Source organism: Haloarcula sp. CBA1115, from assembly GCF_000827835.1.
GTDB classification, from domain to species: Archaea; Halobacteriota; Halobacteria; order Halobacteriales; family Haloarculaceae; genus Haloarcula; species Haloarcula hispanica.
The window spans coordinates 331,902-356,635 of the sequence record NZ_CP010530.1 but is presented as its reverse complement, the minus strand read 5'-3'; the positions used below and the strand labels follow the sequence as shown (position 1 = coordinate 356,635).

Below are 24,734 nucleotides of genomic sequence, written 5' to 3'. Positions count from 1 at the left end.
CGGCGGCGATTAGCTCTGACTCTGCGTGACAGACTCCTCCTCGTTTGGCTGGATGACGACAAAGCCGTCGTCACCGGTAAACTCCATCTGTATCGATTCCCCGGAGGTCTGGCCGATTTCAAACGTCTTGTTCATCTCGATAGACGGCGAGAGGTTCGAACTCCACGCGACGGTCGCATCCGGGTCGGTGAAGACCGGCGGCGTCATCACCAGCGGGTCGCCGTGCGTTGTCAGCGCGACTTCACCGGGACCGGTGAGAAAGACGTTCGTCAGGCCACCGGCGGCCATGCCGGAGAGGCTGCCGACGGTGTTGATTTCGTAGTCGACAGTTGACTCGAACGCGAGCACGTCAGTGCCGTTGACCGATATCGATTCTCCGTCATCGAGGGCCAGCACCTGTACCTTCTTGCCGTTCTCGGCCACGTAGAGGTGGCCGCTCCCTTCGGCCTCCATGACTGGCGTCCCTTCGCCGCTCACGGCCTCCTTGACGAAGCCCGTGATACCGCCTTCCGCCGAGGATTTGCCAGTGAACGTGACCTCGCCGGTGTACGCGACCATCGACCCGGCTTTGACCATCACAGTCCCATCGAGTGGGATGTCAAGTAGCCTGTTGTTCTCTTTCTGGAACCCATCGCCACCGTCTGCGGGGGCGTTGGAGCGGACGAATTCCTGTAAGTCCATAGTTACATCGGGACACTCGATAGGCCATGCTCATAGGCCTCGTGAAGGATTAAAACGCATTTTGTGTGAAGCGGTCCCATATTGATGGGCAACGCAGTTACTGAGCCGAAAAGAAACTGAGGAATAGTATAGCCGAATAGCTATTCCGTATCGCTATACAGTCGTTCGAGGAGATCAGTGACGCCAGCTTTGGTTTTGAGGTAGCGCCGCTCTCCATCGGGTGTTCGAACAGCGTAGTTGTACACGACGCTGTCCGGGACGTACCACCGGTCGCTGTATGTGGCCAGAACTTCGTCAGGGTTTCCACCGTCCGTGACTTCAAAAGGTTCGTCAGTTGTATCGGCATCAGAAGCCGTACACTCACCCTCGGATTCAGTCAGTGGTTTCGACTCGGCACCTGTCTCAGTTGGCTGTTCAGTGCCATCACCTGTGATACAGAGGTCACCGGCTATCGGATAGTCACCGGGAATACCTGTAATGAGGTTCTCAGAGCGACCGGCTTTTAGCGCTTCTCGCATCAGGATGTCCTGTGCGCTGATCACGCGCTCGCCGTCGTCCGGATACCGCTGGTGGTACTCGCCGTCGCTGTCCATCTCCCAGAGCTTGCGGTTGTCCGAGAGGAGGAGGTCGAGGGTGAAACGGAGTTGGCGCTGGATTTTGGGGCTTGTCACGGGTGTGACTGCTTCGACCCGGTAATCGAGGTTGCGGGTCATCCAGTCAGCGCTACCGATGTAGTACTCGGGGTCGCCCCAGTCGTCTTCAGTAGCGGGGTCGCCCCGTGCGCCGTTCTCGAAGTAGAAGATACGGGAATGCTCTAGAAAGCGGCCGACGAGCGAGTACACCGAGATGTTTTCGCTGATGCCTTCCAGTCCGGGTCGGAGGCGGCAGATATCGCGGACGATGAGGTCGATGTCGACGCCTGCCATCGATGCGCGGTACAGTTCGGCGACGATACCGGGGTCTTCGAGTCCGTTGATTTTTGCGACAATACGGGCAGGCCGACCGGCCTGTGCGTGCTGTGCTTCCCGACGGATGCACCGGGTGAACTCCTTGCGCATGGTCACCGGTGCGATGAGGAGTTCGCGGAACTCCTCGTCCAGCGACGGCCCGGTGAAGAAATTGAACACCTTGGTCAGGTCGCGGCCGATGTCACGGTCGGCGGTCAACAGTCCGAGGTCGACGTATCCCTTCGCCGTCTCGGAGTGATAGTTCCCCGTGCCGATGTGGGAGTACAGTTCGACGCCGTCGTCTTCCTCCCGAACGACTAGCGCCGTCTTCGTATGGGTCTTCAACCCCACCGTTCCGTAGGCGACGTGGATACCGTTTTCCTCCAGTTTGCGAACCCATTCGAGGTTGTTCTGCTCGTCGAAGCGGGCCTTCAGTTCGACCATCACCGCCACCTGTTTCCCGTTTTCAGCGGCCGTTATCAGCGACTGGATGATCTGTGAGTCGCTTGCGGTCCGGTAGATAGCTGCTTTCACCGCCAGAACGTCCGGGTCTTCGGCTGCTGCTGAGAGAAACCGCTGGACGGTGTCCGTGAAGTCGTGGTACGGGTGATGCAGCAAGATGTCTCCGTCCTGAATGCGCCGGAAGACACTCGGGTCCGTCGTATCCGGCCTCCCGAACGACTGCTGTCGGTGACCGTTGAGACGGGGGTGTGGCTGTGGCGTCCACTCATCCAGCGAGAGGTCCGGTCGGTCAAGGTCGGTCAACTCCGCGAAATCCCGGTAATCCAGCGGACCCGGGAGGTCGTATATCTCGCGCTCGTCGAGACCGAGCTGTGTCGCGAGCGTCGAGCGAATACGGGAGTCGGCGTCGGGGGAGAGTTCCATTCTGACGACCGACGCGAATCGCCGCTGTTCGAGGACGTCTTCGACCATGTCAATGAGGTCCTCGGCAATCTCCTGATTACGTCGGACCTCCGCGTTGCGGGTCAGTCGGAACAGGGCCGTGTCGACGATTTCGACGTTCGGCAGCAGCAGATCGAGGTTCGCACGGATGACCTCCTCAAGCAGTACGTATCGAGTATCGTCCCCGAGTTGGACCAACCGCGGCCTGTTCGGCGGAATCTTGATTCGGGTGAACGTCGGGTCCTCGGCGTTCGGATGCCGGGTGAGAACAGCGAGCGAGAGCGACCGATTAGAAATAAACGGGAACGGATGTGCCGGGTCGAACGAAAGCGGTGTCAGGGTCGGCAACACAGACTCCTCAAAGTAGGTTCGCAGTTCAGACTGTTCCGCGGCAGCAGCGTCGTCGTAGTCGAGAATCTCGATACCTTCCGCAGCAAGCGCGGGACGAATCGCGTCGCGGTAACAGCGGGCCTGCGTCGCTAGCATCGGCCGCAGGGTCTCGTGGACCGCCGCCAACTGCTCCTCGGGCGTTCGACCGTCTGGGGCCGTCTCGGTCACGTCGGCTTCTATCTGCTGTTTGAGGCCGCCGATGCGTTTCATCGTGAACTCGTCGAGATTGCGAGTGACGATAGCGAGGAACCGGACCCGTTCCAACAGCGGATTCCGTTCGTCCAGCGCCTCGTGGAGCACGCGCCGCTGGAACGCGAGCGCACTCAATTCACGGTTGAGATACAGCGACGAGTCGGTCAGGTCGACATCCGCTGGCTCGTACGCGGGGATGGCGGGTTCTGAATCGTGGTCCATCGGGTTACGTTGATGTCGGCGGGGCACGCTCCGGGTCGACGATGCTATCGGACGACCGGGCTTCGTGGGTCGTCTCCGGGTCCACCGTGACGAACTCCTGCGTCGAGCACTGGTACGCCGTCAACTGCCCGCCGTAGACGCACCCGGTGTCTAGACCAACCGCAGTAGGTGTCTCGAATGGCTCGGAAAGCACCGTGTGACCGAAGAAGATGCGAGGGTCAGCACGGCGTGTTTCGAACCAGTACGGGCGGTCGTAGCTTCCGTCCGAAACAAGTGAGCGCATGTTCAGCAGTTCAGTCAGTTCGTGCTCCGCGATTGACTTGCGGTGGTCGACGCCACCGTGGACGACCAGCGAATCGTCCCACGAGATTGCCACCGGGAGCGACGCCATCCACGAGAGGTCGTCGTCGGTCAACGACGGAATCGATTTGCGGCCGTCGATGAGTTTCTGCTCGTTGTTGCCACGGACGGTGAGGAAGTTCGGCGTATGCCGGACCATGTCGACGACACCAGCGCTGTCCGGACCTTTTCGGACGAGGTCACCAACGAAGACCACGAGTTCGTCCGGGGTGGGGTCTAACCGGTTCAGGAGGCGTTCGAGGGTCGGACGACACCCGTGGACGTCGCCGACAACGTAGATTTCCTCCCATCTGTGACCGCGGATTCGCTGGTGTGGTGCGCCGAGGTCCGGATGAAACGTCGGTGGTGAAGCCATCTATGTAAGGTCGTTTGTGAAACATCGGTGAATCTGGTATAGGTGCTTTATATGAGTTCTATATAGCTGTATGAGAGCGAATATATGCTCGCCGCCTGCTGTCGAACCAACCGGCGGTGACTGGTTGCTTCTCAGTTACAACAGGGCGGAAGTGACATTCTGATTTTTCAGTCCTCCGGCTGAATCACGGGTATGCCGACAAGCGATTACACTCCCGCCGACACGTTGCGCCCTGCAACGCCGGCGGGCTATCAGTCACCCCAGCCGTTTCGATACCCGCCGCTCGTGATACTCGGTCTCGTGAGTGTGCTGGTACCGGTCGCTGCGGTGGTGTTCGGCGGCATACTCTGGTACGCCCAGGGAACCGCGCTCGACGCCGTTTTTTTCGGTCGACGAAACCGCCACAGGCATCACGTTCACGCTCGCGTCTGGACTGGTCAGCGGGAGCGGCCGGCGACCTTTACTCAGTTGCAACGCTACTCAGAACGCCCGCGGGGTCACTCACGTATGACAGCGATATCCGCCATTCGTATATTTTCTGTCCTGAAGCGTAACCACGGTTTATCTGGACCAGCAACACTGTGACAGCGCACTCAAGCGCTCGTCATTGATGGACACTTCCCCCGAAACGCCAGTCCAACAGGCTCAGCGAGTTCGAGGATTGTGAGTCACCCCTCGACAGCATCTCTGGTGTGTTCGGCGTCCAGCCCGAACAGCAATCCGGCGAGAAACAGCAGTTCGTTGCCGTGATAGTACTGTTCCATTACAAAAGTGATGAGGCCGATATCCGGAGTGGTCGCGCCCAACAGCACTAAGACGAGCGCGAGAGCAGCAGCGAGTCCAGCGACCCATCGGATGACGATACCGGAGAGCAGTCCCACCACAAAGACGACAACAGCAGTGAAGAGGCTCATGTCTCGCTCCAGCGTGTAACAGCCGTTGGTCTGACAGTGGCTTCCATAGGATGAACAACACTTCCGCCATATTTAGTTCTACTAGCAGCAGGAAAATAGAGCTACGTCACTCGATCCCGGCAACGACACGCGGCAGACACCCCTCGCCCGGTTCGAAGTACGAGTAGTGGTCGGCAACGAGGTCAGTGACGTTCACCTCCTGGTAGCCGTCGGGAAGCGGCCCCGCGTCACGAGTGCCAGCGTGGCCTACGGCGTGGGTCCGATCCGATGCCCGGTACACCCACGAAAGGACCTTATCGTTGTGGCTGTAGAAGTTCGACACCGGTGCGTCAACGGCCGCTATGGCGTCGCCGTATCGGCCACCCTGCACCACGCTATCGTAGGGGATGGCACCACCGAGCAGTGACACCGAGGCAAGCGCGTCTGTCGCCCCTCGCTCGGCAAGCACCCGGAGGGTCTCACCGGTCACACGCCCACCAAGTGAGTGCGCGAGCAAATGGACCGGCCGGCCGTCGGTTTCGGCCCACTCGACCAGCCACTGAGCGAGGTGGGTACTGTTCGCCTCGGCGTTGTCCTTCGCCTGCTCCCACTCGACATCGGAATCCCAACTGTACGCGATAACCGGTGTGGGCCGTGTTCCGTCGAGTGCTACCTGCGCCGTATAGGCATTGTCGCGCGCCCTCTCGGCGTCGGTACTGAATCCGTGGACGAACAGGAACACCTCCGACGCGTCGTCGAACGACCACATGCCACCAGTCTCGAAGGCTGGCCCCTCCGCCGCGTCGAGGAGCCCGCGCGTAGTGACGACCGGCTGTGAGTCCGGCGCAGTGTACCCGCCCGAGTCGCCTTGTAGCGACCAGTACACGTAGGCACCGCCGCCCCCGAGCAGACCGAGTCCGCTTCCGAGAGCGATGAGCAGCCGCCGTCTGGTCACACCCGTTTGACTGTCCATGGCTAGTAGCTTGTGGATAGGTCACAGGTGTACCGATAAGTCAGTTGAGATTGTCGCGTCCGGAAACGGGAAGCAACGCAAGAGCTGTGTCACAGCCCGCAGGCTTCATGTTTCGGCGGGCGGTTGACGGAGCCATGACGACCTGGGACGAGCGATACCGAGCGGGCACGTACCCACAGCGCCCGGACCCACATCCGGTGTTAGAACGATACCTGCCGACCTTTCCACCGGGTCGGGCGCTTGACGTCGCAACCGGGACCGGACGGAACGCGCTCCCGGTCGCAGCGGCCGGGTACCGCGTCGATGCGGTCGACCAATCGCGAGCGGGGCTGCACATTGCCCGCGAGAACGCACGCGAAGTGGGCGTCGAAGACGATATCGAGTGGATACAGGCGGACCTCGACTCGTTCGGATACCCGGCGTCGACGTACGACGTCATTACGGTTAGCTTCTATCGCCCCGTCGACCGCCTCCCCGACATCATCGAGGCGCTGGCCGACGGCGGCTGTCTGTTCATCCAGCACCACCTCCGGACGACCGACGACGTGGACGGCGGCCCCTCCGGGGAGCGGTACCGGTTCGCCTCGAACGAACTGCTCAGGGCCGGACTCGGCCTGACGGTGTTGCACTACGACGAGCGCACTGCAACGAGGGACGGGACGACCGCAGCCACCGCCCAACTGGTCGCCAGGAAGTCACAGGGCGGTCGGCAGTCGTATCCGGACATCTCGGAGTAGGGTAGCAGACGGAGACAGGGTGTCAGACAACTCGTCACAGGCTATTGATTTCAGGCAGTGTAGACTGAACAAGCTGCACAGTCGGTCTGCGTATCTACCATCTTCACTCAGAGGGCGCAGGTTCCAACGATGTGCGGTCGAGGCCGACAGTGTCGTAGTCCTGCTCGGTCGAAAGGACTCGCTCTTCGCCGGTTGTGACGAGTCCAGCGTGGAGTGCATCGAATGGGGTGAGATCGTACTCGTCGAGGAACGCTGCGGCGGCTAGAACCGCGTCCTCGTGCTCTTCCGGCACGATTGGAACCAGTTCGAGCAGGTTGGTAATTGCCCGCGGCGCATCGATCTCGTACTCGGCCGCCTCACGGTCGTAGAACAGCACCAGAACCTCGGCGTACGCGAGTATCGAGGTATGTATGTCATCGTGCTCTTCGAGGGCGCGGACTGCGGCGTCCTGAAGCCAGTCGTCGTCCTTCAACAGTGCGGTGAGAAAGTCAGTTTCAACGTACACGACTTACGCCTCGCCATCCTGTGTCCGATCTTTCGCTTCCTCTTGAACCTCTCGTGATATCGCCTTCCGCGATTCAGTTTTCAGCTTGTCGGCCTCTGTCTCTGCAAAAGCATCGCCAACGGCCGCTCGGAGGCCCTCTAGCGGGTCCTCGTCAACTGGGAAGAGTGCGACGTGGCTCGGGAGTTCAACGATACGATACTGGTCACCGAACCGGTCGCGGACATCCTTCGGGAGGTAGATCCGTCCTCGTTCGTCTGTCGTCTTCGACATGACGTATTCAGCCTTAGTGTGGGAAAGAATAAAAATATTCCCGTAAATATAGTAGATTTCCCGCCCATATTGAGTCGTCCAGTCCGACCAATTTTCAAGCTCATTTACTGCTTGAGTTGTATTGACCGTCTCAAAGTGGGTGTGATAACGGTTCTATACTACTCTAGAGGTGACCGTAGAACAACCAAGAAGGGTACCGCGAACGGGAAACCAGAAGAACTCGGAGATCAATCCCCGGTCGGTTCTTCGCCGCCGTCGGCCAGCGCCGGGAGCCGCTCACGCTCGAACCACGCGAACTCCCGCGGGAACTGGTCCGTCGCCGCCAGGTCCCAGGGGTCGCCGTCCGTGACCAGTGGGCCCTCCAGCCACGAGGTTACGAGGTTCCAGACGAAGATGAGCTGGCCGATGACCAGCAGGACGACACCCAGCGTCGCCAGCTGGTGCAGGAGCGTAAACAGGTCCACCGGGCCAGCGGTCAGAGCGTACGTGGCGTACCGGCGGGGCATTCCGGCGTAGCCGAGCAGGACCATCGGGAAGAAGGTGACGTTGGTCCCGACAAGCGTCAGCCAGAAGTGCCACTTCGCCAGCGAGCGCTGGTACCACCGACCTGTGTAGAGCGGGAACCAGTAGTAAATGCCCGCAAAAACAGCGAAGGCGATGCCGCCCATGATGACGTAGTGGAAGTGCGCGACGACGTGGTAGGTGTCGTGGAGAATGAGGTCGACGGGGATGGCGGCCTCGAACACGCCGGTGACGCCGCCGATGATGAAGTTCCCGACGAACCCGACACAGAAAAGGAACGGCGCGGTCGTCCGCAACGCGCCGTTCCACATGGTCGCCATCCAGTTGAAGGTCTTCACCGCGCTCGGGATGGCGATGGCGATAGAGACCGCCATGAACGAGGCCCGTAGTCGAGGGTCCATACCCGTCGCGAACATGTGATGCGCCCAGACGCCAAAGGAGAGAACTCCGAGCGCCAGCGTCGAGTAGACGACGAACTTGAATCCGAACAGCTTCCGGCCACAGAACTTCGGCAGGATGTAGCTCACGAGTCCCATCGGCGGCAGGACGAGGATGTACACCTCGGGGTGGCCGAAGAACCAGAACAGGTGCTGCCACAGCAGCGGGCCGCCGCCGTCGAGCGTGAAGAACGTCGTCCCGAGATTGCGGTCAAGCAGGAGCATGACAAGCGCACTGCCCAGCAAGGGGAAGGCAAACAAGATCTGTGCGGACTGCACCAGGACAGTCCAGGAGAAGATATCGAGGGTGGCCCATGTCACGTCCTCGCTCCGCTCGGTGAAGATAGTCGCGATGAAGTTGATCGCCCCCATCGTCGCCGCGACGCCCGAGAGGTGGAGGCCGAGCAGCATCAGGTCCACGCCGGGGTTCTGCTGTTCGATCGACAGCGGCGTGTACATCGTCCAGGCGGTCTGTGCCGGTTCGATGTTTTCGAGGAACGGCCCGCCGAGGACGCCACCCCAGATGAGCAGCGCCGCCGGCGGCAACAACCAGAACGCGATGGCGTTGATTCGCGGAAACGCCATGTCGTCGGCCCCGATGAGCAGCGGGATCAGGTAGTTCGAGAACGCCGCCAGCATTGGCGTCCCAAACAGGAACAACATCGTGATGCCGTGGGTCGTCAGGAGGCCGTTGTAGGCACTGGCGCTGAGGAAGTCCTCAGCGGGGTACATCAGTTCGAACCGCATCAGAACGACGGCGATACCGCCCCACGCGAACGCGACGACGGCGAACACGCCGTAGAGAATCCCGATATCCTTGTGGTCGACCGTCGTCAGCCACCGGAGAATCCCGCTCGGCTTCTCCGCGTGGGTGCGTTCGTGCGCCCCGTGGCCGCCACCGATCGCAATCGTATACGACCGCCAGTCTTCGATCCGTGCGAGTATCCCAGCGATACCGACGAGCAGTATCGCCATCAGTACTGTCGTCGCCAATGCGCCTACAGACACCATTTGGAGGGTCTTTATACGGACTGCCCGTGGTTCTTATCGGGAAGATGTTCGGAGACAGTTTATATGCATCCAGAGTACGAAGCGGCGCGTCTACAGACGAAGCGGTTCGGGACCGAGGTTTTCCGTCGTGCGGTCGGAACTCCTCGCGATGCACCCACAGCACCGAAACCGACAGCGAGCGAGTGTGCGCACTGGCCGACGTTCGAGCCAGTCCGCATCGACCAGCCGCGACTTCGGCCCTGTAGTTCTTCGAGACCGCAGTGACGAGGAGGACGCGCGATGACAGCGACCGATTTCGACGCCGTCCGGGAATACGACGACGACCAGTTCTCGGCTGTCGAAGTGTTCCGCAGCGACCGGATGAAAGTCGTCTGTGGCTACTTCGAACCCGGCCAGTTTATTCCGGTGCACGCGCCCGCGAGCGACGTCGCGATACACGTCCAGTCCGGGAGCGGTATCGTCCGTGATGGAGACACGGAGCGGGCGGTCGAGCCGGGCGACGTAGTTGTCGTCGAGGCCGACACCGACCGCGGTGTCAAAGCGGACGAGGATGGTCGGCTGGAGGCGTTACTGGTGACGGCACCGCCGCCGACCGACGCCGAACACGAACCGGTCCGGAAAGGGCTCAAGCAGAACGAGTTCGATCCGTAAGCCCAGCTCAGAGGGCTGTTGCTGGGAAGTCCAAACCGGAATACGGCAGGCAGTCGATTGGATCGACGGAAGCGTCATCCGCCGCGAGTTTCGCAGGAACGGTATCGACAGCTGGAGTCACAGTTCGTCGATGATTTCGCTTGCGAAGGTCGTCATCGCCGCCTCTGGCTCCGCCGCTCGAAGCCCGACGATAACGTGGTCGAGGCCGTGCTCTTCGAGCCGTCGGAAGTACTCTCTGAACCACTCGACGCCGGCACGATAGCCCAGGTGGAGCGGTTCGGGCTCCGCCGTCGGATCAGCAGCGAACTCGACCTGAACGGCAATCGTGAACGGCTTCTCTGACGCGTGGCTCCGCCATGTGTCGAGATACGACTCCAGGGTCGACTCGGGAAGGTGGTAAAATATCCAGCCGTCGCCGTTCTCGGCGATCCACTCCGTGGACTGTCTGGCGTTGCCGGTCGGGAAGAGCGGGAGCGTGTCCGTTGTCGGTTTCGGGAGGACATCGAGTTCTCCGTCGAGGTAGCCCCAGGAGCCATCGAGCGTCGGGTATTCCTCGCGCCAGAGCACGCGAAGCGCCTCGACGCTTTCGCGGACGAGTTGGCCCCGGTTCTCGGGGTCGACGCCGAACGCCGGATACTCCGGGTCGCGGTCGCCCGAGGCGACGCCCAGCACGAGACGGCCGTCGGAAAGCCGGTCGACGGTCGCAGCCGATTTCGCCATGTGGAGGGGATGGCGCAGCGGGAGAACGATACTCGCGGTGCCAAGCGCCACCGACTCGGTGTGGGCGGCGACGTGGGACAGCAGGGACCACGGGTCGAAGGCCCCGCCGGCGTCCCCGAAACGCGGCCAGTACGTCGGCACGTCTCGCGCCCAGAGCGCGTCGAAGCCGACTGTTTCGGCGTGGCTTGCGAGCCGGAGTTCCGCGTCGATATCCGGCGTCGACTCCGTTTCGCCCGTGAGCGGGAACCCGAGGCCGAACGAGAGGCCGTCCCCCCCGAACAGCCGCCGATAGCCAGCGTTCGCGTGGTCCACGTCAGTCATCAGCCGCCTTTCACGCTGGAGGCGTATTTGCACACGGGTGGATTGCCCACTACGGGTCGTCGTCCGGCGTATCAACTGCCACGGTCTCCGACGCCCCACTCCGGGGGAGTTGCCACTCGACATCTAGCGCACGGTCCGGGAACGACGGCTTGGCAACGACTTCCAGCGTCCGGTCTTCGGCTGCCGGTGTGACGGGCGATGCGATCATCAGTCGGGCCACGTCAGCCCGCGAAACGCTGCCCCAGAGCTTCGCTCCGGGCTCGGCGACGGAGACGGTGTCAGTTCGCGGCCCGTTCGTGAGCACGCCCGGGCGGAGGATCGTGTGTCGGACCGGGGCGTCGCGAATCGCGGCCTCGGCCTCCGCTTTCGCACGTTGTATCGGCTGGATGACGACGTCGAAGGCCGTCGCGAGCGGACTGGCCGGCTCGTCACCCACGCCGATAGCGGATTCCATGACGAACGCCTCGACGCCAGCGTCGACGGCCGTATCAAGGAGATTGATGGTTCCCGCACCGTCGACGTACTCGTCCCGGGACCAGACGTCCGTGATGTTCGAGCCGACGGCGCTCAGGACGACATCAACGTCCGACAGCGCCTCGGCCAACGCAGTCGGGTTCAGCAAGTCGTCGACGACGACCTCGTCAGCGCCGGCCGCCTGCAGGTCGTCTGTTTTCGACGGTGTGCTGGTCAGTGCTCGGACCGTCGGCACGCGCGAACTGAGCAGTCGGAGCGTCGCGTGCCCGGTCCCGCCGCTGGCTCCGGCGACAAACACCGTCTCCACGTCAGAAGGGTCCATATCGTGGCTTGGGGCTGCCGGTACATGATTGGCTGGGCCTGTTTCGTCAAATCCAGATCGTGATCGCTCTACTGCAACCGCAGACGTCAGTCGTCACACGGCGGTGTCTGCTGGGACGAGGATGTCTCCTCGAAGCGGTGATAGAGCCGGCGCAGTTCCATGCGGATGGTCACACGCTCGATGAGAGCGAAGCCCGCAACGACGACCAGGAAGCCGACGAACGTCCACAGTGACACCGACGAGCCCAGCAGTACCCAGCCCATGAGCGCGGCGAAAATCGGCACGACGTACGCGACCAGATTCGCACGGACCGGGCCGATACGCTTGATGAGGCCGAAGTAGATGGCGTACGCGACTGCCGTCGAGGGGATGCCCACGGCCACGATGCTCGCAATCGTTTCGGGGCCGATGCCGATGACGGCCGTAGGTGGCTCCCCGGCCAGCAGGCTCGCGATGTGGAGCAACACCGCGCCGACAGCCATCGCCCACGCAGTCAGCGGTGTACTGTCCATCTGGGGGCCGACACGCTGGAGGAACACGCTACCGAGTGCAACGGCCGCTGCCGCGCCGAGGACCAGAAGTTGCCCGATGGCGCTCGCATCGGTGAACGTCGACGGCGACGGCTGCACGATGAGGATAACGCCGCTCAGCGCGATACCGATACCGAGCGCACCGAGCCACGATAGTCGGTCACCCAGCAGCCACCAGGCGAACACGGGGGCGAGTATCGGGTTCAGGCCGTACATCACGGACGCCGCTGCGGGCGTGGTCGCGCCCTGACCGAGGAACAACAGCCCGTTGTTGAGTGCGATCAGGAACAGCGCCGCCATCCCGATTCCAACGAAGTCCGCGCGCGTCCGTGGCAGCCACGTCGACCGGGGCCGGGTAAGGACGATGTAGCCAAGCAGCGTCACCGCTGCCAGGTCGAACCGGAGACCGGCAAACAGCACCGGTGGCAGCTCACGGAGCCCGGTTTTGATCGCGACGAACGAGCCACCGAACAATACCGCGAGTAGGACGAAAAGCGCGGTGTCACGGTAACGGGCCGGGAGTGAGGGACGATCAGAAAACGTGGACCGCAGCATCGGCCAGGTCAGTTGGACCACCCGTTAGAGCGAAGATATCTCATTACCTGTGTAACGGGTCGAAATGTGAAGAGGGCTGTGGGAGACGTGGTGTCACGGACCGACAGTCGTATCGGCAACTCCCACCGGGAAAGCTCGAAATCGATTCAGTCCCAGGCGGCGGGCGACCAGTCCGGATCGACGCGTCGGTCGACCGTGTCAATGCTGTCGATACGGTCGATTTCGGCGTCGGAGAGCGACAGGTCGAGGCTCGCCAGGTTATCGGTGATGTGGGCTTCGCTCGTGGCTTTCGGGATCGCCGTCACGCCCTTCTCGCGGAGCCACGCGAGGCTGACCTGCGCTTCGCTCGCGTCGTGGTCGTCGGCGATGGCTTCGATGACGTCGTGACCGAACACTTCACCGCGTGCCAGCGGGGAGTATGCCACCAGTTCGTAGTCCTGTTCCGCCGCGTGCTCGCGGAGTTCCGACTGCTGGAGGAACGGGTGCGTCTCGACCTGGTTTGCAAACACCGGAGCATCGAGCACGTCCATCGCCGTTTCGACGTGGTGCGGTTCGAAGTTCGAGACGCCGACGTTGTCGATGAGGCCGCGGTCGACGAGTTCGTCGAACGCCGGGAGCGTCTCTTCGGGCTCGTACTCACCCGCCGCCCAGTGGACGTACAGCAGGTCTACCGAATCGACGCCGAGTTTATCGAGACTCTCTTCGGTCGTCTCGATGACATCGTCGTACGAGAGATTGGATATCCACACCTTCGTCGCCAGGAAGATATCGTCGCGGTCAACGTCAGCCGCGGCGATACCGTCACCGACGGCGCTTTCGTTGTCGTATATTTGAGCGGTGTCGATATGTCGGTAGCCGGCCTCTAAAGCCGTCCGGACGCTCTCGGCACACTGTTCCGCGTCTTCGTTCTGCCAGGTACCGAGACCGAGCACCGGCATGCCGCTCGTTCGTGGACCGCCAACTGTTGCGGACTGTTGCTGAGTCATTATCGGAAACTGATGCTTGCGCCTTTAAGCCGTTTGGAAGGCGGCGGGTAGCGCCGACTATCGGACTGCTTGGAGATGAGCAGGCTATCGCAGGTAGCATGGTGACAGTCAGAAGCCGTAGGTCCCAAAGAGCCAGAGCGCAACCAGAGGCGATGCGGCGAGGAACGCTCCAAGGATAGCCGTCCCGAGAACCGTGTTCCGTCCCAAACCCCGCATCGTTCTCTCGTACCGCCACAGTTGAGCCGTGACGTAGACACCGGCGACGACGACGCCGCCGAGCAACAAAAACGGCGGAAACCCGAGTGACGGAAACGACAGGAAGCCGACCGCTGGAAACGGAGCCGAACCACTCGAAGCTGCGAAATCGAGGCCGATGCCGACAGCGCCGACGGCGGTGGCCGCGACGACATATGAGATGCCGGCGACAACGTGCCGGAGTGCGCCGACCAGCGCGAACGGTTCTGCCTCGGTCGGTAGCACCGCTGGGGACGCATAGCTACCGATTCCAGTGTAGAGGAACGGCACAGTTAGAACACCGACTGCGACAGCATACGGAAGGATTGACGAAATCGCGACGATGAGAACCGCTATCGTCAGGGCGTATGTGCGTCCGGTTGCTTCCCCGAGAACCAGAGGCGGTACGAACAGCACGGCGAGGACCACCACGGCAAACAGACAGACCGGGACGGAGTACGGTCGGAACCATCCGACTAAGCGGGAGAAGGGCATGCCAGTGCCGTTTCGGACCCAAGCTCATAGGTGTTCGGCTCTCCAGCAAACAAGGAGTCGCGGTGCTTTCACTTTCTGCTGCGGATTCGTTACAGTATACTACCAGTATCGCGGACGAGACTCCCCAACCTGTCAAACGGTGCTTCAGCGAACAGCAGCAGATGACGGCTATATCACTGGCGGTGACTACGAAATCGTCAACGGCGTCACCCACGACGTGCGCCAGTTCTGTTCGGAGACCGACTGACGCCTAGCGTCTCTCACGCTCGAAACGAAGTCGGAGCTCCGCGCTCCGCAACGCGTCGGGACCGCCTGCTGTGTGCACCGAATCGCCGAATTTCTTCCGAGTGTCATCACACCTGCGACGAAACCCAGTGACACGAGTGGAATCGTCGGCCAGACGGTTTATACGGCCGGACGGATTTGACCCTGTATGACAGACTTCGGATTACAGGTGCGGATGCTGGTCGTCGGGGCGATTCTGTTCGCGTTCTACGTTTTCGCCGGCACGGCACTGTCGGTGCTGTTAGGCCTGCCGCTCGTCCCGGTGCTTCTCGTCGGACTCCTCGTCGTTCCGGCGGTCCAGTACAAACTCGGGAAGTGGCTCGCACTCCGTGGCGCGGCGGATATGCCGGATGACCAGCGGTTCGGCTACGTCCACCAGATGGTCCGGCGGCTCTGCAGAGATATGAATGTCGAGGAGCCACGGCTGATGGTGATGGACATGGGTGTGCCCAACGCCTTCGCGGTCGGACGGAAAGGTGCGGGTGTCGTCGTCGTGTCGAGCGAGCTGATGCAACTCCTAGACGATGACGAACTGGAGGGCGTTATCGCACACGAACTGGCCCACATCAAGAACCGGGACGTCATCACGATGGTCGTCGGGCAGTCCATCGGGATGCTCGTCGGCTACGTCGCCTACTTCGCGGTGCTGTTCGGCGGCGAGCGAAACGTCGGCTCGTGGATTATGGCGATGATTGCCTCCTCACTCGCAAACGCGCTGGTCATGGTGTTCGTGCTGGCCATCTCGCGGTATCGGGAGTACGTCGCCGACGCGGACGCCCGCCGCGCCATCGGCACTGGCGAGCCGCTTGCCCGTGCGCTCGAGAAAATCTCTCGCGGGGCCGACGGACGCGAATCGACAGTCGACGACAGCATGAACGCCCTCTGTATTTTCAACGCCGACAAGGGACTGTTCGAGAAGCTGTTCTCGACCCACCCGCCGACGGAGAAGCGAATCCAGCGGCTCCGGTCCTGATGCTGTCGGCTGTACGGGTGTGAGAGGATTCGCCACCCGGAGGTGCCGAACAGCTCCCAACAGGGACAGCCCACAGTATGAGTTCTGACGGCGCCCGTCCAATCGCCCCGTTCCGGGGTTTCGATCGAGTACGGCGGTATGCATCGCCCATCGAGGCACCGGTTGGTCGTCCCCGCGGATTGACACACACCGTCCGTACAGCTCTCTGGTAACTGGCCGCTTATCCGCGTCGAGCCGGAAGTATCGCTATGTCAGACACAATGCGAGCGGCGGTCGTGCCTGAGGCAGGGGCAGACTTCGAGGTCGTCGAACGGGACGTGCCCGAACCCGACTCCGGCGAGGTACGGGTCTCGGTCGACGCCTGTGGCATCTGTCACAGCGACGTGTTCACGAAAGAGGGGACCAACCCGGTCGTCTCCTATCCGCGGGTTCCCGGCCACGAGGTGGCTGGACACGTCGATGCCGTCGGCGACGCTGTCGATGCCTGGGACGTGGGCGACAGGGTCGGCGTCGGCTGGCACGGCGGCCACTGTTCGACGTGTGAGCAGTGTCGACAGGGGAACTTCCTCCAGTGTGAGAACGGCGAAATCACTGGGCTGAGCTACGACGGCGGCTACGCCGAGTACATGACTGCACCGTCGGAAGCGCTCGCCAAGATTCCGGAGGCGCTGGACGCGGCGGCCGCAGCGCCGTTACTCTGTGCGGGCGTGACGACGTTCAACGCGCTGCGGAACAGCGATGCGAACGTCGGAGATCTGGTCGCGGTGCAGGGCGTCGGCGGACTCGGTCACCTCGGGGTCCAGTATGCTCACGCGGCCGGCTTCGAGACGGCCGCCATTTCCCGAACGCCGGAGAAGGAATCGCTGGCGAAAGAGCTGGGAGCCGACCACTTCATCAACGCGGCGGACGTGGATGCCGGCCAGCGGCTACAGGAACTCGGTGGGGCCGACGTCGTGCTGGCGACGGCACCGTCGAGTGACGCCATCAGTTCTATCGTCAGCGGAATCGGCGTCGATGGCTCAGTCGTAGTCGTCGGCGTTCCCGGCGAGCCAGTGGAAGTGAGCGCACAGCAGCTCGTCCAGAGCCGGGGCGGTGTCGAAGGCTGGGCCTCCGGACACGCGCGCGACTCACAGGACACGCTGGAGTTCAGTTCGCTCCGTGACATCGCGCCGGAGATAGAGACCTACCCGCTCGAAGACGTCAACGAAGCATACGGGCGGATGATCGACAACGAAGCGCGGTTCCGGGCCGTGCTGGAACTGTAATCGAGCAGGTCTCGATATCGGTTGAAGCGCGTCTATACGCCACAGTCCCGGCTGAGACCACAATTTCCCGTCGTGATTTCCCGGAGAGCAACGCCTTTGTCTGTGGATCAAGAACCCGTATTCAATGGACGGCACCGCCGACGACCGCGTCTACTACGTCATCAGCGACCTCCACATCGGCGGCGACGAGCAGCTAGAGGACGTGGAATTTCTCGACGAACTACTCGATTTTCTGGGGCGGTTAGAGACCACCGACGAGCACGCCGAACTACTCATCAACGGCGACGCGTTCGGGCTGTGGGAGTTCACCGGCATGTCGGGACTGGAGAAGTTCGACGCCCTCGAAGAGACCTATCCGTCGCTGTTCGAGCAGTTGCGAAAGACCGGCGAGAACATCCAGATCACGCTGATACCGGGCAACCACGACCACGAACTCGCGGCCTACGACGAGTACGTGGAGCGGTTCGCGGCGTACAACGTAGACCTTGTCCAGTCGAAGTCGATTACCCGTCCGGTGGGGGACCAGGCCATCCACCTCGAACACGGCAATCAGCAGGACCCCAACAACCGCATCGAAGACTGGGGGGACACCAACGTGACGCCGCTTGGCTACTACTACAACACGCTCGTGACAAGTCGGGCCGGCCAGCTGTCGGACCGGGGTCGGTACAACTGGCTCAAGGACGTCCAGGCCGTAACGCCGACCGAGCGGGTCCCGGTGTGGATGCTCTCGAAGTACTTCTATCGGGAGATGAACCCGCTGTTGCGGTACGCGCTGGTCCCGTTCCTGTTGCTGTTCAACATCAGCGCCATCCTGGCGATTCTGGCGGCGCTGAACCTGCTGGGCGTCTGGTCCGCGCCGGTCGAAACGACGACGTCGTTTCTTGGCCAGTTCGGCACGGTCGGCACCGCCATCTGGATGCTGCTTGTCGTGAACGCGTCGCTGGCCGGGCTGCTGTTGCTCGTGGGCATCCCGTTGTACCTTCTGCGACAGGACATCAAGAAGACCATCAACCGGTTCGGAGTCTTCGAGACCGACCTCACGGTCGATACCCAGACACCGTACAAGGAAGCCGCCCGAGAAGTGTTCGACGAAAAGGAAGACGTGGTCGTCTTCTGTTACGGTCACACGCACCGGCCGAGCGTGCAGTCGGTAGACGGCGGGCTGGTCGTCAACAGCGGGACCTGGCTCAAACGCCTCCACCGTCGGGACGGCATCATCGGGCTCCTCCCCCCGGTTTTTTACCCCTCCTACCAGCTCTGTGCAGTCCGTATCACGGCCGAAGACGGACAAGTGGTCGTCGACTACGAGGAAGTCCAGAAACCGAGCCCAAGTCCGGAGGAGTTGACACTCACCGAACGCTTGCTGACGGTCGGTCGGACACCCAACCCCGAACTCCCCGACCGTGCGGTCGTGGAAACCGAGCAGTCGGTGCCGCCGCGGGAACCGGCCGAGTAAGGGGTGGACCGGTCCGACGGCAACGTGGTTGCTGTCGGAAGTGGACCGGATTTGGGATATCTGCAACAGCCGTTGTCGGTGCGTCGACCGGGAAGTGATTTCCTACCTTCGTGTGAAATTGAGACCCATCGAGCGTCAGACGGAAGGAGGTCGTTTGCTCCCGGATCGGAGTTCTCTGCAGAAAAGTCTATTACATACGACTGTAATGGCTACGTATGAGCAATACCGCGGACGATGGTCGGGCTGACGGGTCGCCACCGTCCACGGCAGAGTTCACACCGGAGCGAGTGCTCTCGGTGTTTCGAGACCGAACGGACCAGGCGAAGCCGTTGACGGCAACCGATGTGATGGACGCACTCGGTTGTTCCCGGAAAACGGCACACAACAAGCTCGAAGTACTCGTCGAGCGGGGTGAGCTGGAAACGCGGAAGGTCGGCGCACGGAGCCGGGTCTGGTGGATCCCGTTCTCCCAGCTCGTCGGCTCGGACGCGCAACAGCAGCAACGAGAGCCGCCGGTCGAACACAGTATCGCCGACGCGGACCTGCCGGGGACGGGGGACGTACTCGACGACCGGCGTGCAGCGCTGAGGGCCGCGTACGACTACCTCCGTGAAAACCCCAACACGGATGCCGGGAAGCTCATTACCGAGGTGTTTCAGGAGCATCCGGCGGGCTACAAGACCGCTGACGAGTGGTGGGACGCTATCGGACCCGCGCTCGAAGACCTCCCACAGGTCGACCTGGCCGCCGACCACGAGCACGTCTGGCACTACGTCGGTGGGTGAGTTCACCGATGCCAGAGGAAAAGCCGACGGAACAGTCGGACGTAACGGAAGACGCGGAGTCAGAGACATCGGAAGTGTACGCCTCTCGCAAAGAGCAGCGGTATCCCATCTCATCGTACACGCCGGTCGCGTACGACAACCTCGAGGCGGCACCGGAGAGCGATGCCCATCCGGACACGGGGACGGGCGGGCGGTTCAGAGAACTCTCCTTGCCGAAAGTGCCGAAGCTCCGCCACGTCGTCGGTCCCAGCGCAATCATGCTGGGGGCGTCGCTCGGCAGCGGTGAGACGCTGTTCTGGCCGCATCTGGTCGCCAGTTACGGCTGGGGACTGTACTGGCTGTTCCTCGTGGCGGTCTGTCTCCACTTTGTCATCAATACGGAGATACAGCGGTGGACACTGGCGACCGGTGAGAGCGTGTTTCGGGCGTTCGAACGGGTCCATCCGGTTCTCCCGCTGGCCATGCTGGTCGGCGGGTTCATCAGTCTCGGCTGGCCGGGGTGGGCCGCGAGCGCCGCGCAGATCGGCGCACAGGGCCTTGGACTCGGCACGTACGACGTCGCCGGCGTCGACATCGTCGGCTGGCGACTGTTCGGCATCGCGCTCATGGTGTTCATCTGGATTACCTATCAGGTGACGCCGCTGATGTACAACGTCGTCGAGAGCCTCCAGCTTGTTCTGGTGGCGCTGTCTATTGCGTTCACCCTGCTGCTGTTCGTTCTCATCGGGTCAGTGGACGTGCTGGTCGGCGTTCCGGGGAGCCTGACGGAGGTCGGCGACTACTCGCCGGTCGGGACCATCGCCGTGCTGGTCGGGGCGCTGGCCTACGCTGGCGCGGGCGGCTACCTCAACCTCTCACAGAGCCTCTGGATACGCGAGAAGGGCTACGGGATGGGGCGGTATCAGGGCCGGATCAAGAACCCCTTCGCCGGCGACGACCCCGAGACGGTCCACGAGGACGGGTTCACGTTCACCCCGGACACGCAAAACCTCAAACGGTGGCGCGGCTGGTGGCGCGTGACACAGCTCGAACACCTGTTGACCTTCCTGCTGGGCCTCCTCCTCGTCACGACGATGCTGGTCGTCATCGCGGTGTCACAGGCACCGGGAGCGACGAGCGACGCGGTCGATATGTGGCTCATCGAGATCGCGCCGTCGGTCGGCGGGTTCACGACGAGCGTCATCTACGTCACGCTGTTTCTCGCCCTGTTCACGACCGAATACGCGATCATCGAGTCGTTCGTCCGGAACAGCTCCGACATCATCTACGAGCTGTACGGTCGGGACGCGGGCTGGAGCCTGCCCCGGCTGTTCTGGGGACTGCTGACCGTCTTCTGTGGCTGGGGCATCTTCATCCTCACCCTCCCGATATCGATATCTGATCCCTTCGGGCTCCTGGTCGTCGGCGCGGCGATGTCCGGGCTGTTGATGTGGCCGTACATCGTCATCGTCCAGCTCGTCAACACGGTCCGGCTGCCGGAGCACACGATGCCGGGCTGGGGTCGCATTGTCGCAATGTGGGTCGCCGCGGCGTTTTTCGGCTACTTCAGCGTCCTCCTGATCGGGACCGGGCTAGCGACACAGCTGGGGTTGCAGGCGTTTGCCGTCCAGACGACGGTGCTCGGCAGCGCACTGGGAGGGTACGCCCTCTGGGCGATCTGCCTGCTCGTCCAGGCGTATACGATGTATCGAGTGGGACGCGCGAAAGTCACGGCAAACGGGACAGTCACTGACGCCGCCACCGCGCAAGGGTGGTTCTCGTGACCGACGAACTCCGCGTCCACTTGCATTACACGATGCGGGGGTCGTACCCGCTCCGGATGGTCGACGTGTTGTTCTGTACGGAGCGGGCCTACTTCGTCGAGTACGACTATTTGACACCCGTCGACCTGCTGTTCGGGTCGCCGGACCAGCGGGCCGCGGCGTTCGCATCACGGGTGGTCGAAGAGGGCGTCCACGCGGCTCTCGAAACCGCCGAAACGGTCGAGACACAGTCGTACGACACACTCAACAAAATCGAGGTCCACTCTGGCGGCCGTGTTGGTCGGCCGAAAATCACAGCCCACTCCCACGCTGGCTCCGCCACAACAGTCAGAGTCCACGGTCAGTTCGACGCTGAGCCCTTCACGCAGGCGCTTCGGTCGACAGTCGACGGACACGACGTGACAGTCCGACAGCGAGACGGTATCGGGTTCTGACCTCGTAGCTCGTGGAGCCAGCGATGCGGGCCGTGCTACTGGAGCGCGGCCGCGACCATCTCGATGGGATGTGGCGGCTCCGCGTCACCGTCGCCGAAGTCGTCGATCTGGGACCGGCAGGACGCGCCGGGCGCGACGACTCGCTCGGCAGGCGAATCGTCAATCTGGCCCAGGAGGAGGTCCGCGATGCCCTCGCTCATCGAGTAGTGTTCGGCCTCGTAGCCGAAGCTCCCTGCCATCCCGCAACAGCCCGAATCAAGCGGGTCGACAGCATATCCGGCCCGGCGCAGAACGCCGACGGCGTGGTGGTCTTTCTTCGTCGCCTTCTGGTGGCAGTGGCCGTGGTACGCCAGCGAGCCGCCCGGTTCGTCGAAGGAGATAGCCTCTCCCAGCCGGTACGTGTCGAGATACTCGCAGACGCCGTACGTGTTCGCCGCGACGGTGTCGACGTCGTCGCCCGAGAGGAGGTCCCGGTAGTCGACCTGATACATCACCGCGTCGGACGGTTCGATGGTGACCACGTCCCAGCCGTCGCGGATTCGCGGTGCGAGCACGTCGACGTTCGCTCGTGCCGTCTCGCGAGCGTGGTCCAGCATGCTCTTGGAATACGCCGGACGACCGCTATCGGTCACACCGTCAGGCACAACTACGTGGACGCCCGCCGCCTCCAACACTTCTACGGCCGCTTTCCCGACATCGGGATGGCTGTAGTTCGTGTACGGGTCGGCGATCACGAGCGCCTTCCGATCGGCTTTGTTCGCAGCAATCAGTGCCCCGCCGCGGTCAGCCCACCAGTCCCGGAACGTAGTCCGGTGGAAGGCGGGCAGCGTCCGTTCCTCGGTGATACCGACCGTTTTCTCCATGAGGAGTCCCGAGCCCGGCAAATCCAGCAGCCAGTTCGACATCGGGGCGAACGCGCTCCCAAGCGAGAGCACCGTCTCGACGTTGGCGAACAGCCGGTCCCGCAGCGAGATACCTTCACGCTGGTGGTGTTCGTGGACCACCTCGGCTTTGAGCTTCGCCATGTCGACGCCGCTCGGGCAGTCCTTTTTGCAGCCTTTACAGCCGATACAGAGGTCGAGGACTTCCGTGACGAACTCCTCGTCGGTGGGGTCCTCGGGGAGGTCACCGTCCATCGCCGACCGGAGCATGTTGGCCCGACCACGAGTGCTGGTGATTTCCTCCTCGGCGGCGCGGTAGGTCGGACACATGACGCCGCCGGTGGTTTCCTGATGGCCGGTACAGCCCGCACAGCCGTGACAGAGTTCGACCATCCCCTGAAACCCGTTCTCGTTGTCCCAGTCGAGCGTGGGTTCGAAGCCCGCGTCGAACTCGTAGTCCGGGTCGTACCGGAGGTTCTCGGCCGGGTCGTGGTCGCCGCAGATGTTGCCCGGATTCAGCCGCCAGTCCGGGTCGAAGGCCGTCTTCAGGTCCCGAAACGTCTCCCAGAGGTCGTCGCCGTACAGTTTGCGGTTCCACTGGGTCCGGGCGCGGCCGTCGCCGTGTTCACCCGACACCGACCCGTCGTACTGGACGACGAGGTCCGTGATAGCGTCGGAGATGGCCTCCATCGTCTCGATGCCGTCCCCGGATTTCAGGTTCAACAGCGGCCGGATGTGCAACACGCCGGGGCCGGCGTGGGCGTAGTAGGAGGCGAACGTGTCGTGTTCGTCGAACAGCTCCCGGATATCGGCGACGTACTCCGGGAGGTTCTCGGCCGGGACCGCCGTGTCCTCGACGAACGGCCAGTGTTTGTCGTCGCCCGTCCGCGACAGGAGGATCGGCAGCCCGGCCTTGCGCATCTTCCAGAACTTCGCCTGCCGGTCCGCGTCGTAGGCCTCCAGCGCGTCGACGGCGTTGACGGGGGCGTCGGTGACCGAACCCGCCCCGTCACTCGGCGACTCTCTGGCCTCGTAGTCCGGAAGCCGGTCGGCGAGCAGGTCGGCGACTTTCTGCGCGCCGGCATCCGCGGAGTCGGCGTAGAACTCGACGAGCAGCGTCGAGTCCGTCTCCTCGGGGAGCATGCCGACGACGTCAGCGAACTCCGGGGTCTCCGCAGCGAGGTCGAGGAGCACGTCGTCCATCACCTCGACGGCCGAGGGGTCGTGATCGAGAATCGGGGCGACGTCCCGCATCGCCGACAGGATATCGTCGTAGGTCAGCATGGCGATGGCCGTAGCGTCGGGAACGGGTTCGAGCGAGACTGTCGCCTCAGTGACAACAGCCAGTGTCCCTTCGCTCCCGGCGAGCAAGCGGGCAAGGTTGACTTCGCCGCGTTCCCTGGCGCTGTCGACCAGTTCATCCAGATTATATCCCGAGACGTTGCGCTTGAGCTCCGGATATCTGGCGTCTATCTCCGCCGCGTCCTTCGAGAGGATCTTCGCGACTTCGGCGTAGATCCGGGTTTCGAGGTCGGCGTTCGGGCCGGCCTCGGCCGCTCGCGATTCGAGGTCGTCGACATCGACCCAGCCAAACGTTGTCTGAGTGCCGTCAGCGAGAACGACCTCGCACTCCTCGATGTAGGCGTCTGTCTTGCCGTATTTCAGCGAGTGTGCACCGGTCGTGTTGTTCCCGATTGCACCGCCGAGGACGCTCTTGTCGCCCCAGGCGGGGTCCGGCGCGAACTTCAGGCCGTGGGGTTCGAGCCGGTCGTTGAGACGGGCGATGGTGATGCCCGCCTGTGCGCGGGCCTGCTTGGCCTCGGGATCGACCGACAGCGTCTCGTCCATGTGCCGCTTGAAATCGAGGACGACGGCCTCGTTGACGGCCTGCCCGGCGAGACTGGTCCCGCCACCCCGTGGGAGCACCGGAATATCCTGCTTGTCGGAGTACTCCATCACCGCGACCACATCGTCGGTCGAAACCGGTGAGACAACGCCGATTGGGCGCTGTTCGTACGCGCTCGCATCAGTCGCAAATAGCTCACGGGTGTACGTATCGAAGCGTACGTCGCCATCCACGCGGCGCTTCAGGGCCGCCACGAGGTCCGGTCGGTGGACGCTGTCGCCCTGGTAATCGTAGTTCGCGCTCGGGTCTGTCGCCGGGTCACGCTTCTCGGGGGGTCGGGAGTCGTATGCCATAAGT

Annotated in this window: 22 protein-coding genes; 8 read left to right on the top strand and 14 right to left on the bottom strand. The window is 62.6% G+C overall.

Annotated elements, in window-relative coordinates; translation table 11 throughout:
• Positions 1-9: 9 nt before the first annotated feature.
• The 5 genes from SG26_RS18560 to SG26_RS18540 all read right to left on the bottom strand — a co-directional run bounded on the left by SG26_RS18560 (position 10) and on the right by SG26_RS18540 (position 5,916).
• Entirely contained in the window at positions 10-681 is a 672-nt protein-coding gene (locus tag SG26_RS18560; RefSeq protein WP_050038434.1) for an AIM24 family protein, read from the bottom strand.
• A 140-nt stretch (positions 682-821) separates the two neighbouring features.
• The gene (gene ppk1 / locus SG26_RS18555; protein ID WP_050038433.1) at positions 822-3,335 is read right to left on the bottom strand and encodes a polyphosphate kinase 1; all 2,514 of its coding nucleotides are present in this window, start codon (positions 3,333-3,335) and stop codon (positions 822-824) included.
• Between the two features lie 4 nt (positions 3,336-3,339).
• On the bottom strand, positions 3,340-4,050 hold the full coding sequence (locus SG26_RS18550; RefSeq protein ID WP_050038432.1) for a metallophosphoesterase family protein: 711 nt from the start codon (positions 4,048-4,050) through the stop codon (positions 3,340-3,342).
• A gap of 668 nt (positions 4,051-4,718) precedes the next feature.
• Positions 4,719-4,964 (bottom strand): hypothetical protein, encoded by a 246-nt coding sequence (locus tag SG26_RS18545; protein ID WP_050038431.1) that lies wholly within the window; start codon positions 4,962-4,964, stop codon positions 4,719-4,721.
• Between the two features lie 106 nt (positions 4,965-5,070).
• Complete coding sequence (locus SG26_RS18540) at positions 5,071-5,916, bottom strand: DUF726 domain-containing protein (RefSeq protein ID WP_014031239.1); 846 nt, start codon at positions 5,914-5,916, stop codon at positions 5,071-5,073.
• A gap of 134 nt (positions 5,917-6,050) precedes the next feature.
• Here SG26_RS18540 and SG26_RS18535 point away from each other — a divergent pair, with 134 nt between their 5' ends.
• Positions 6,051-6,653 (top strand): bifunctional 2-polyprenyl-6-hydroxyphenol methylase/3-demethylubiquinol 3-O-methyltransferase UbiG, encoded by a 603-nt coding sequence (locus SG26_RS18535; protein ID WP_014031240.1) that lies wholly within the window; start codon positions 6,051-6,053, stop codon positions 6,651-6,653.
• A 103-nt stretch (positions 6,654-6,756) separates the two neighbouring features.
• Here SG26_RS18535 and SG26_RS18530 read toward each other — a convergent pair whose 3' ends face one another.
• The 3 genes from SG26_RS18530 to SG26_RS18520 all read right to left on the bottom strand — a co-directional run bounded on the left by SG26_RS18530 (position 6,757) and on the right by SG26_RS18520 (position 9,362).
• Complete coding sequence (locus SG26_RS18530) at positions 6,757-7,158, bottom strand: PIN domain-containing protein (protein ID WP_008312181.1); 402 nt, start codon at positions 7,156-7,158, stop codon at positions 6,757-6,759.
• A 3-nt stretch (positions 7,159-7,161) separates the two neighbouring features.
• A complete protein-coding gene (locus SG26_RS18525) occupies positions 7,162-7,428 on the bottom strand; it encodes a hypothetical protein (RefSeq protein ID WP_014031241.1) in 267 nt (88 codons plus the stop codon).
• A 227-nt stretch (positions 7,429-7,655) separates the two neighbouring features.
• Entirely contained in the window at positions 7,656-9,362 is a 1,707-nt protein-coding gene (locus tag SG26_RS18520) for a cbb3-type cytochrome c oxidase subunit I (RefSeq protein ID WP_174878676.1), read from the bottom strand.
• A 315-nt stretch (positions 9,363-9,677) separates the two neighbouring features.
• Between SG26_RS18520 and SG26_RS18515 the strand changes: the two genes are divergently transcribed.
• A complete protein-coding gene (locus SG26_RS18515; protein ID WP_014031243.1) occupies positions 9,678-10,049 on the top strand; it encodes a cupin domain-containing protein in 372 nt (123 codons plus the stop codon).
• 117 nt (positions 10,050-10,166) lie between these two features.
• On the opposite strand, the gene SG26_RS18510 is transcribed toward SG26_RS18515, so the two are convergent.
• The 5 genes from SG26_RS18510 to SG26_RS18490 form a co-directional block, all read right to left on the bottom strand.
• Entirely contained in the window at positions 10,167-11,090 is a 924-nt protein-coding gene (locus tag SG26_RS18510; RefSeq protein ID WP_014031244.1) for an LLM class oxidoreductase, read from the bottom strand.
• A 49-nt stretch (positions 11,091-11,139) separates the two neighbouring features.
• On the bottom strand, positions 11,140-11,886 hold the full coding sequence (locus SG26_RS18505) for an NAD(P)-binding oxidoreductase (RefSeq protein WP_050038430.1): 747 nt from the start codon (positions 11,884-11,886) through the stop codon (positions 11,140-11,142).
• 86 nt (positions 11,887-11,972) lie between these two features.
• Positions 11,973-12,971, bottom strand: coding sequence for a DMT family transporter (locus SG26_RS18500; RefSeq protein ID WP_050006949.1), 999 nt, complete (start codon positions 12,969-12,971; stop codon positions 11,973-11,975).
• Positions 12,972-13,117: 146 nt separating this feature from the next.
• A complete protein-coding gene (locus SG26_RS18495; protein WP_050038429.1) occupies positions 13,118-13,909 on the bottom strand; it encodes an aldo/keto reductase in 792 nt (263 codons plus the stop codon).
• A gap of 156 nt (positions 13,910-14,065) precedes the next feature.
• Positions 14,066-14,686, bottom strand: coding sequence for a hypothetical protein (locus tag SG26_RS18490; RefSeq protein ID WP_228841601.1), 621 nt, complete (start codon positions 14,684-14,686; stop codon positions 14,066-14,068).
• Positions 14,687-15,119: 433 nt separating this feature from the next.
• On the opposite strand from SG26_RS18490, the gene SG26_RS18485 reads away from it, so the two are divergent.
• The 6 genes from SG26_RS18485 to SG26_RS18460 all read left to right on the top strand — a co-directional run bounded on the left by SG26_RS18485 (position 15,120) and on the right by SG26_RS18460 (position 21,650).
• Positions 15,120-15,944, top strand: coding sequence for a M48 family metallopeptidase (locus SG26_RS18485; protein ID WP_050038428.1), 825 nt, complete (start codon positions 15,120-15,122; stop codon positions 15,942-15,944).
• 260 nt (positions 15,945-16,204) lie between these two features.
• Positions 16,205-17,209 carry an alcohol dehydrogenase catalytic domain-containing protein gene (locus SG26_RS18480; protein ID WP_050038465.1) on the top strand — a complete coding sequence of 335 codons (1,005 nt, stop codon included), beginning with the start codon at positions 16,205-16,207 and terminating at the stop codon, positions 17,207-17,209.
• Between the two features lie 124 nt (positions 17,210-17,333).
• The gene (locus SG26_RS18475; RefSeq protein ID WP_050038427.1) at positions 17,334-18,668 is read left to right on the top strand and encodes a metallophosphoesterase; all 1,335 of its coding nucleotides are present in this window, start codon (positions 17,334-17,336) and stop codon (positions 18,666-18,668) included.
• A 215-nt stretch (positions 18,669-18,883) separates the two neighbouring features.
• Positions 18,884-19,453, top strand: a complete 570-nt coding sequence (locus tag SG26_RS18470; protein WP_014031253.1) for a helix-turn-helix transcriptional regulator — start codon at positions 18,884-18,886, stop codon at positions 19,451-19,453.
• 8 nt (positions 19,454-19,461) lie between these two features.
• Entirely contained in the window at positions 19,462-21,216 is a 1,755-nt protein-coding gene (locus tag SG26_RS18465; RefSeq protein WP_050038426.1) for an Nramp family divalent metal transporter, read from the top strand.
• Positions 21,204-21,650 (top strand): hypothetical protein, encoded by a 447-nt coding sequence (locus tag SG26_RS18460; RefSeq protein ID WP_050038425.1) that lies wholly within the window; start codon positions 21,204-21,206, stop codon positions 21,648-21,650. The genes SG26_RS18465 and SG26_RS18460 overlap by 13 nt, the downstream gene beginning before the upstream one ends.
• A gap of 35 nt (positions 21,651-21,685) precedes the next feature.
• On the opposite strand, the gene SG26_RS18455 is transcribed toward SG26_RS18460, so the two are convergent.
• The gene (locus tag SG26_RS18455) at positions 21,686-24,730 is read right to left on the bottom strand and encodes an FAD-binding and (Fe-S)-binding domain-containing protein (RefSeq protein WP_050038424.1); all 3,045 of its coding nucleotides are present in this window, start codon (positions 24,728-24,730) and stop codon (positions 21,686-21,688) included.
• Positions 24,731-24,734 lie beyond the last annotated feature (4 nt).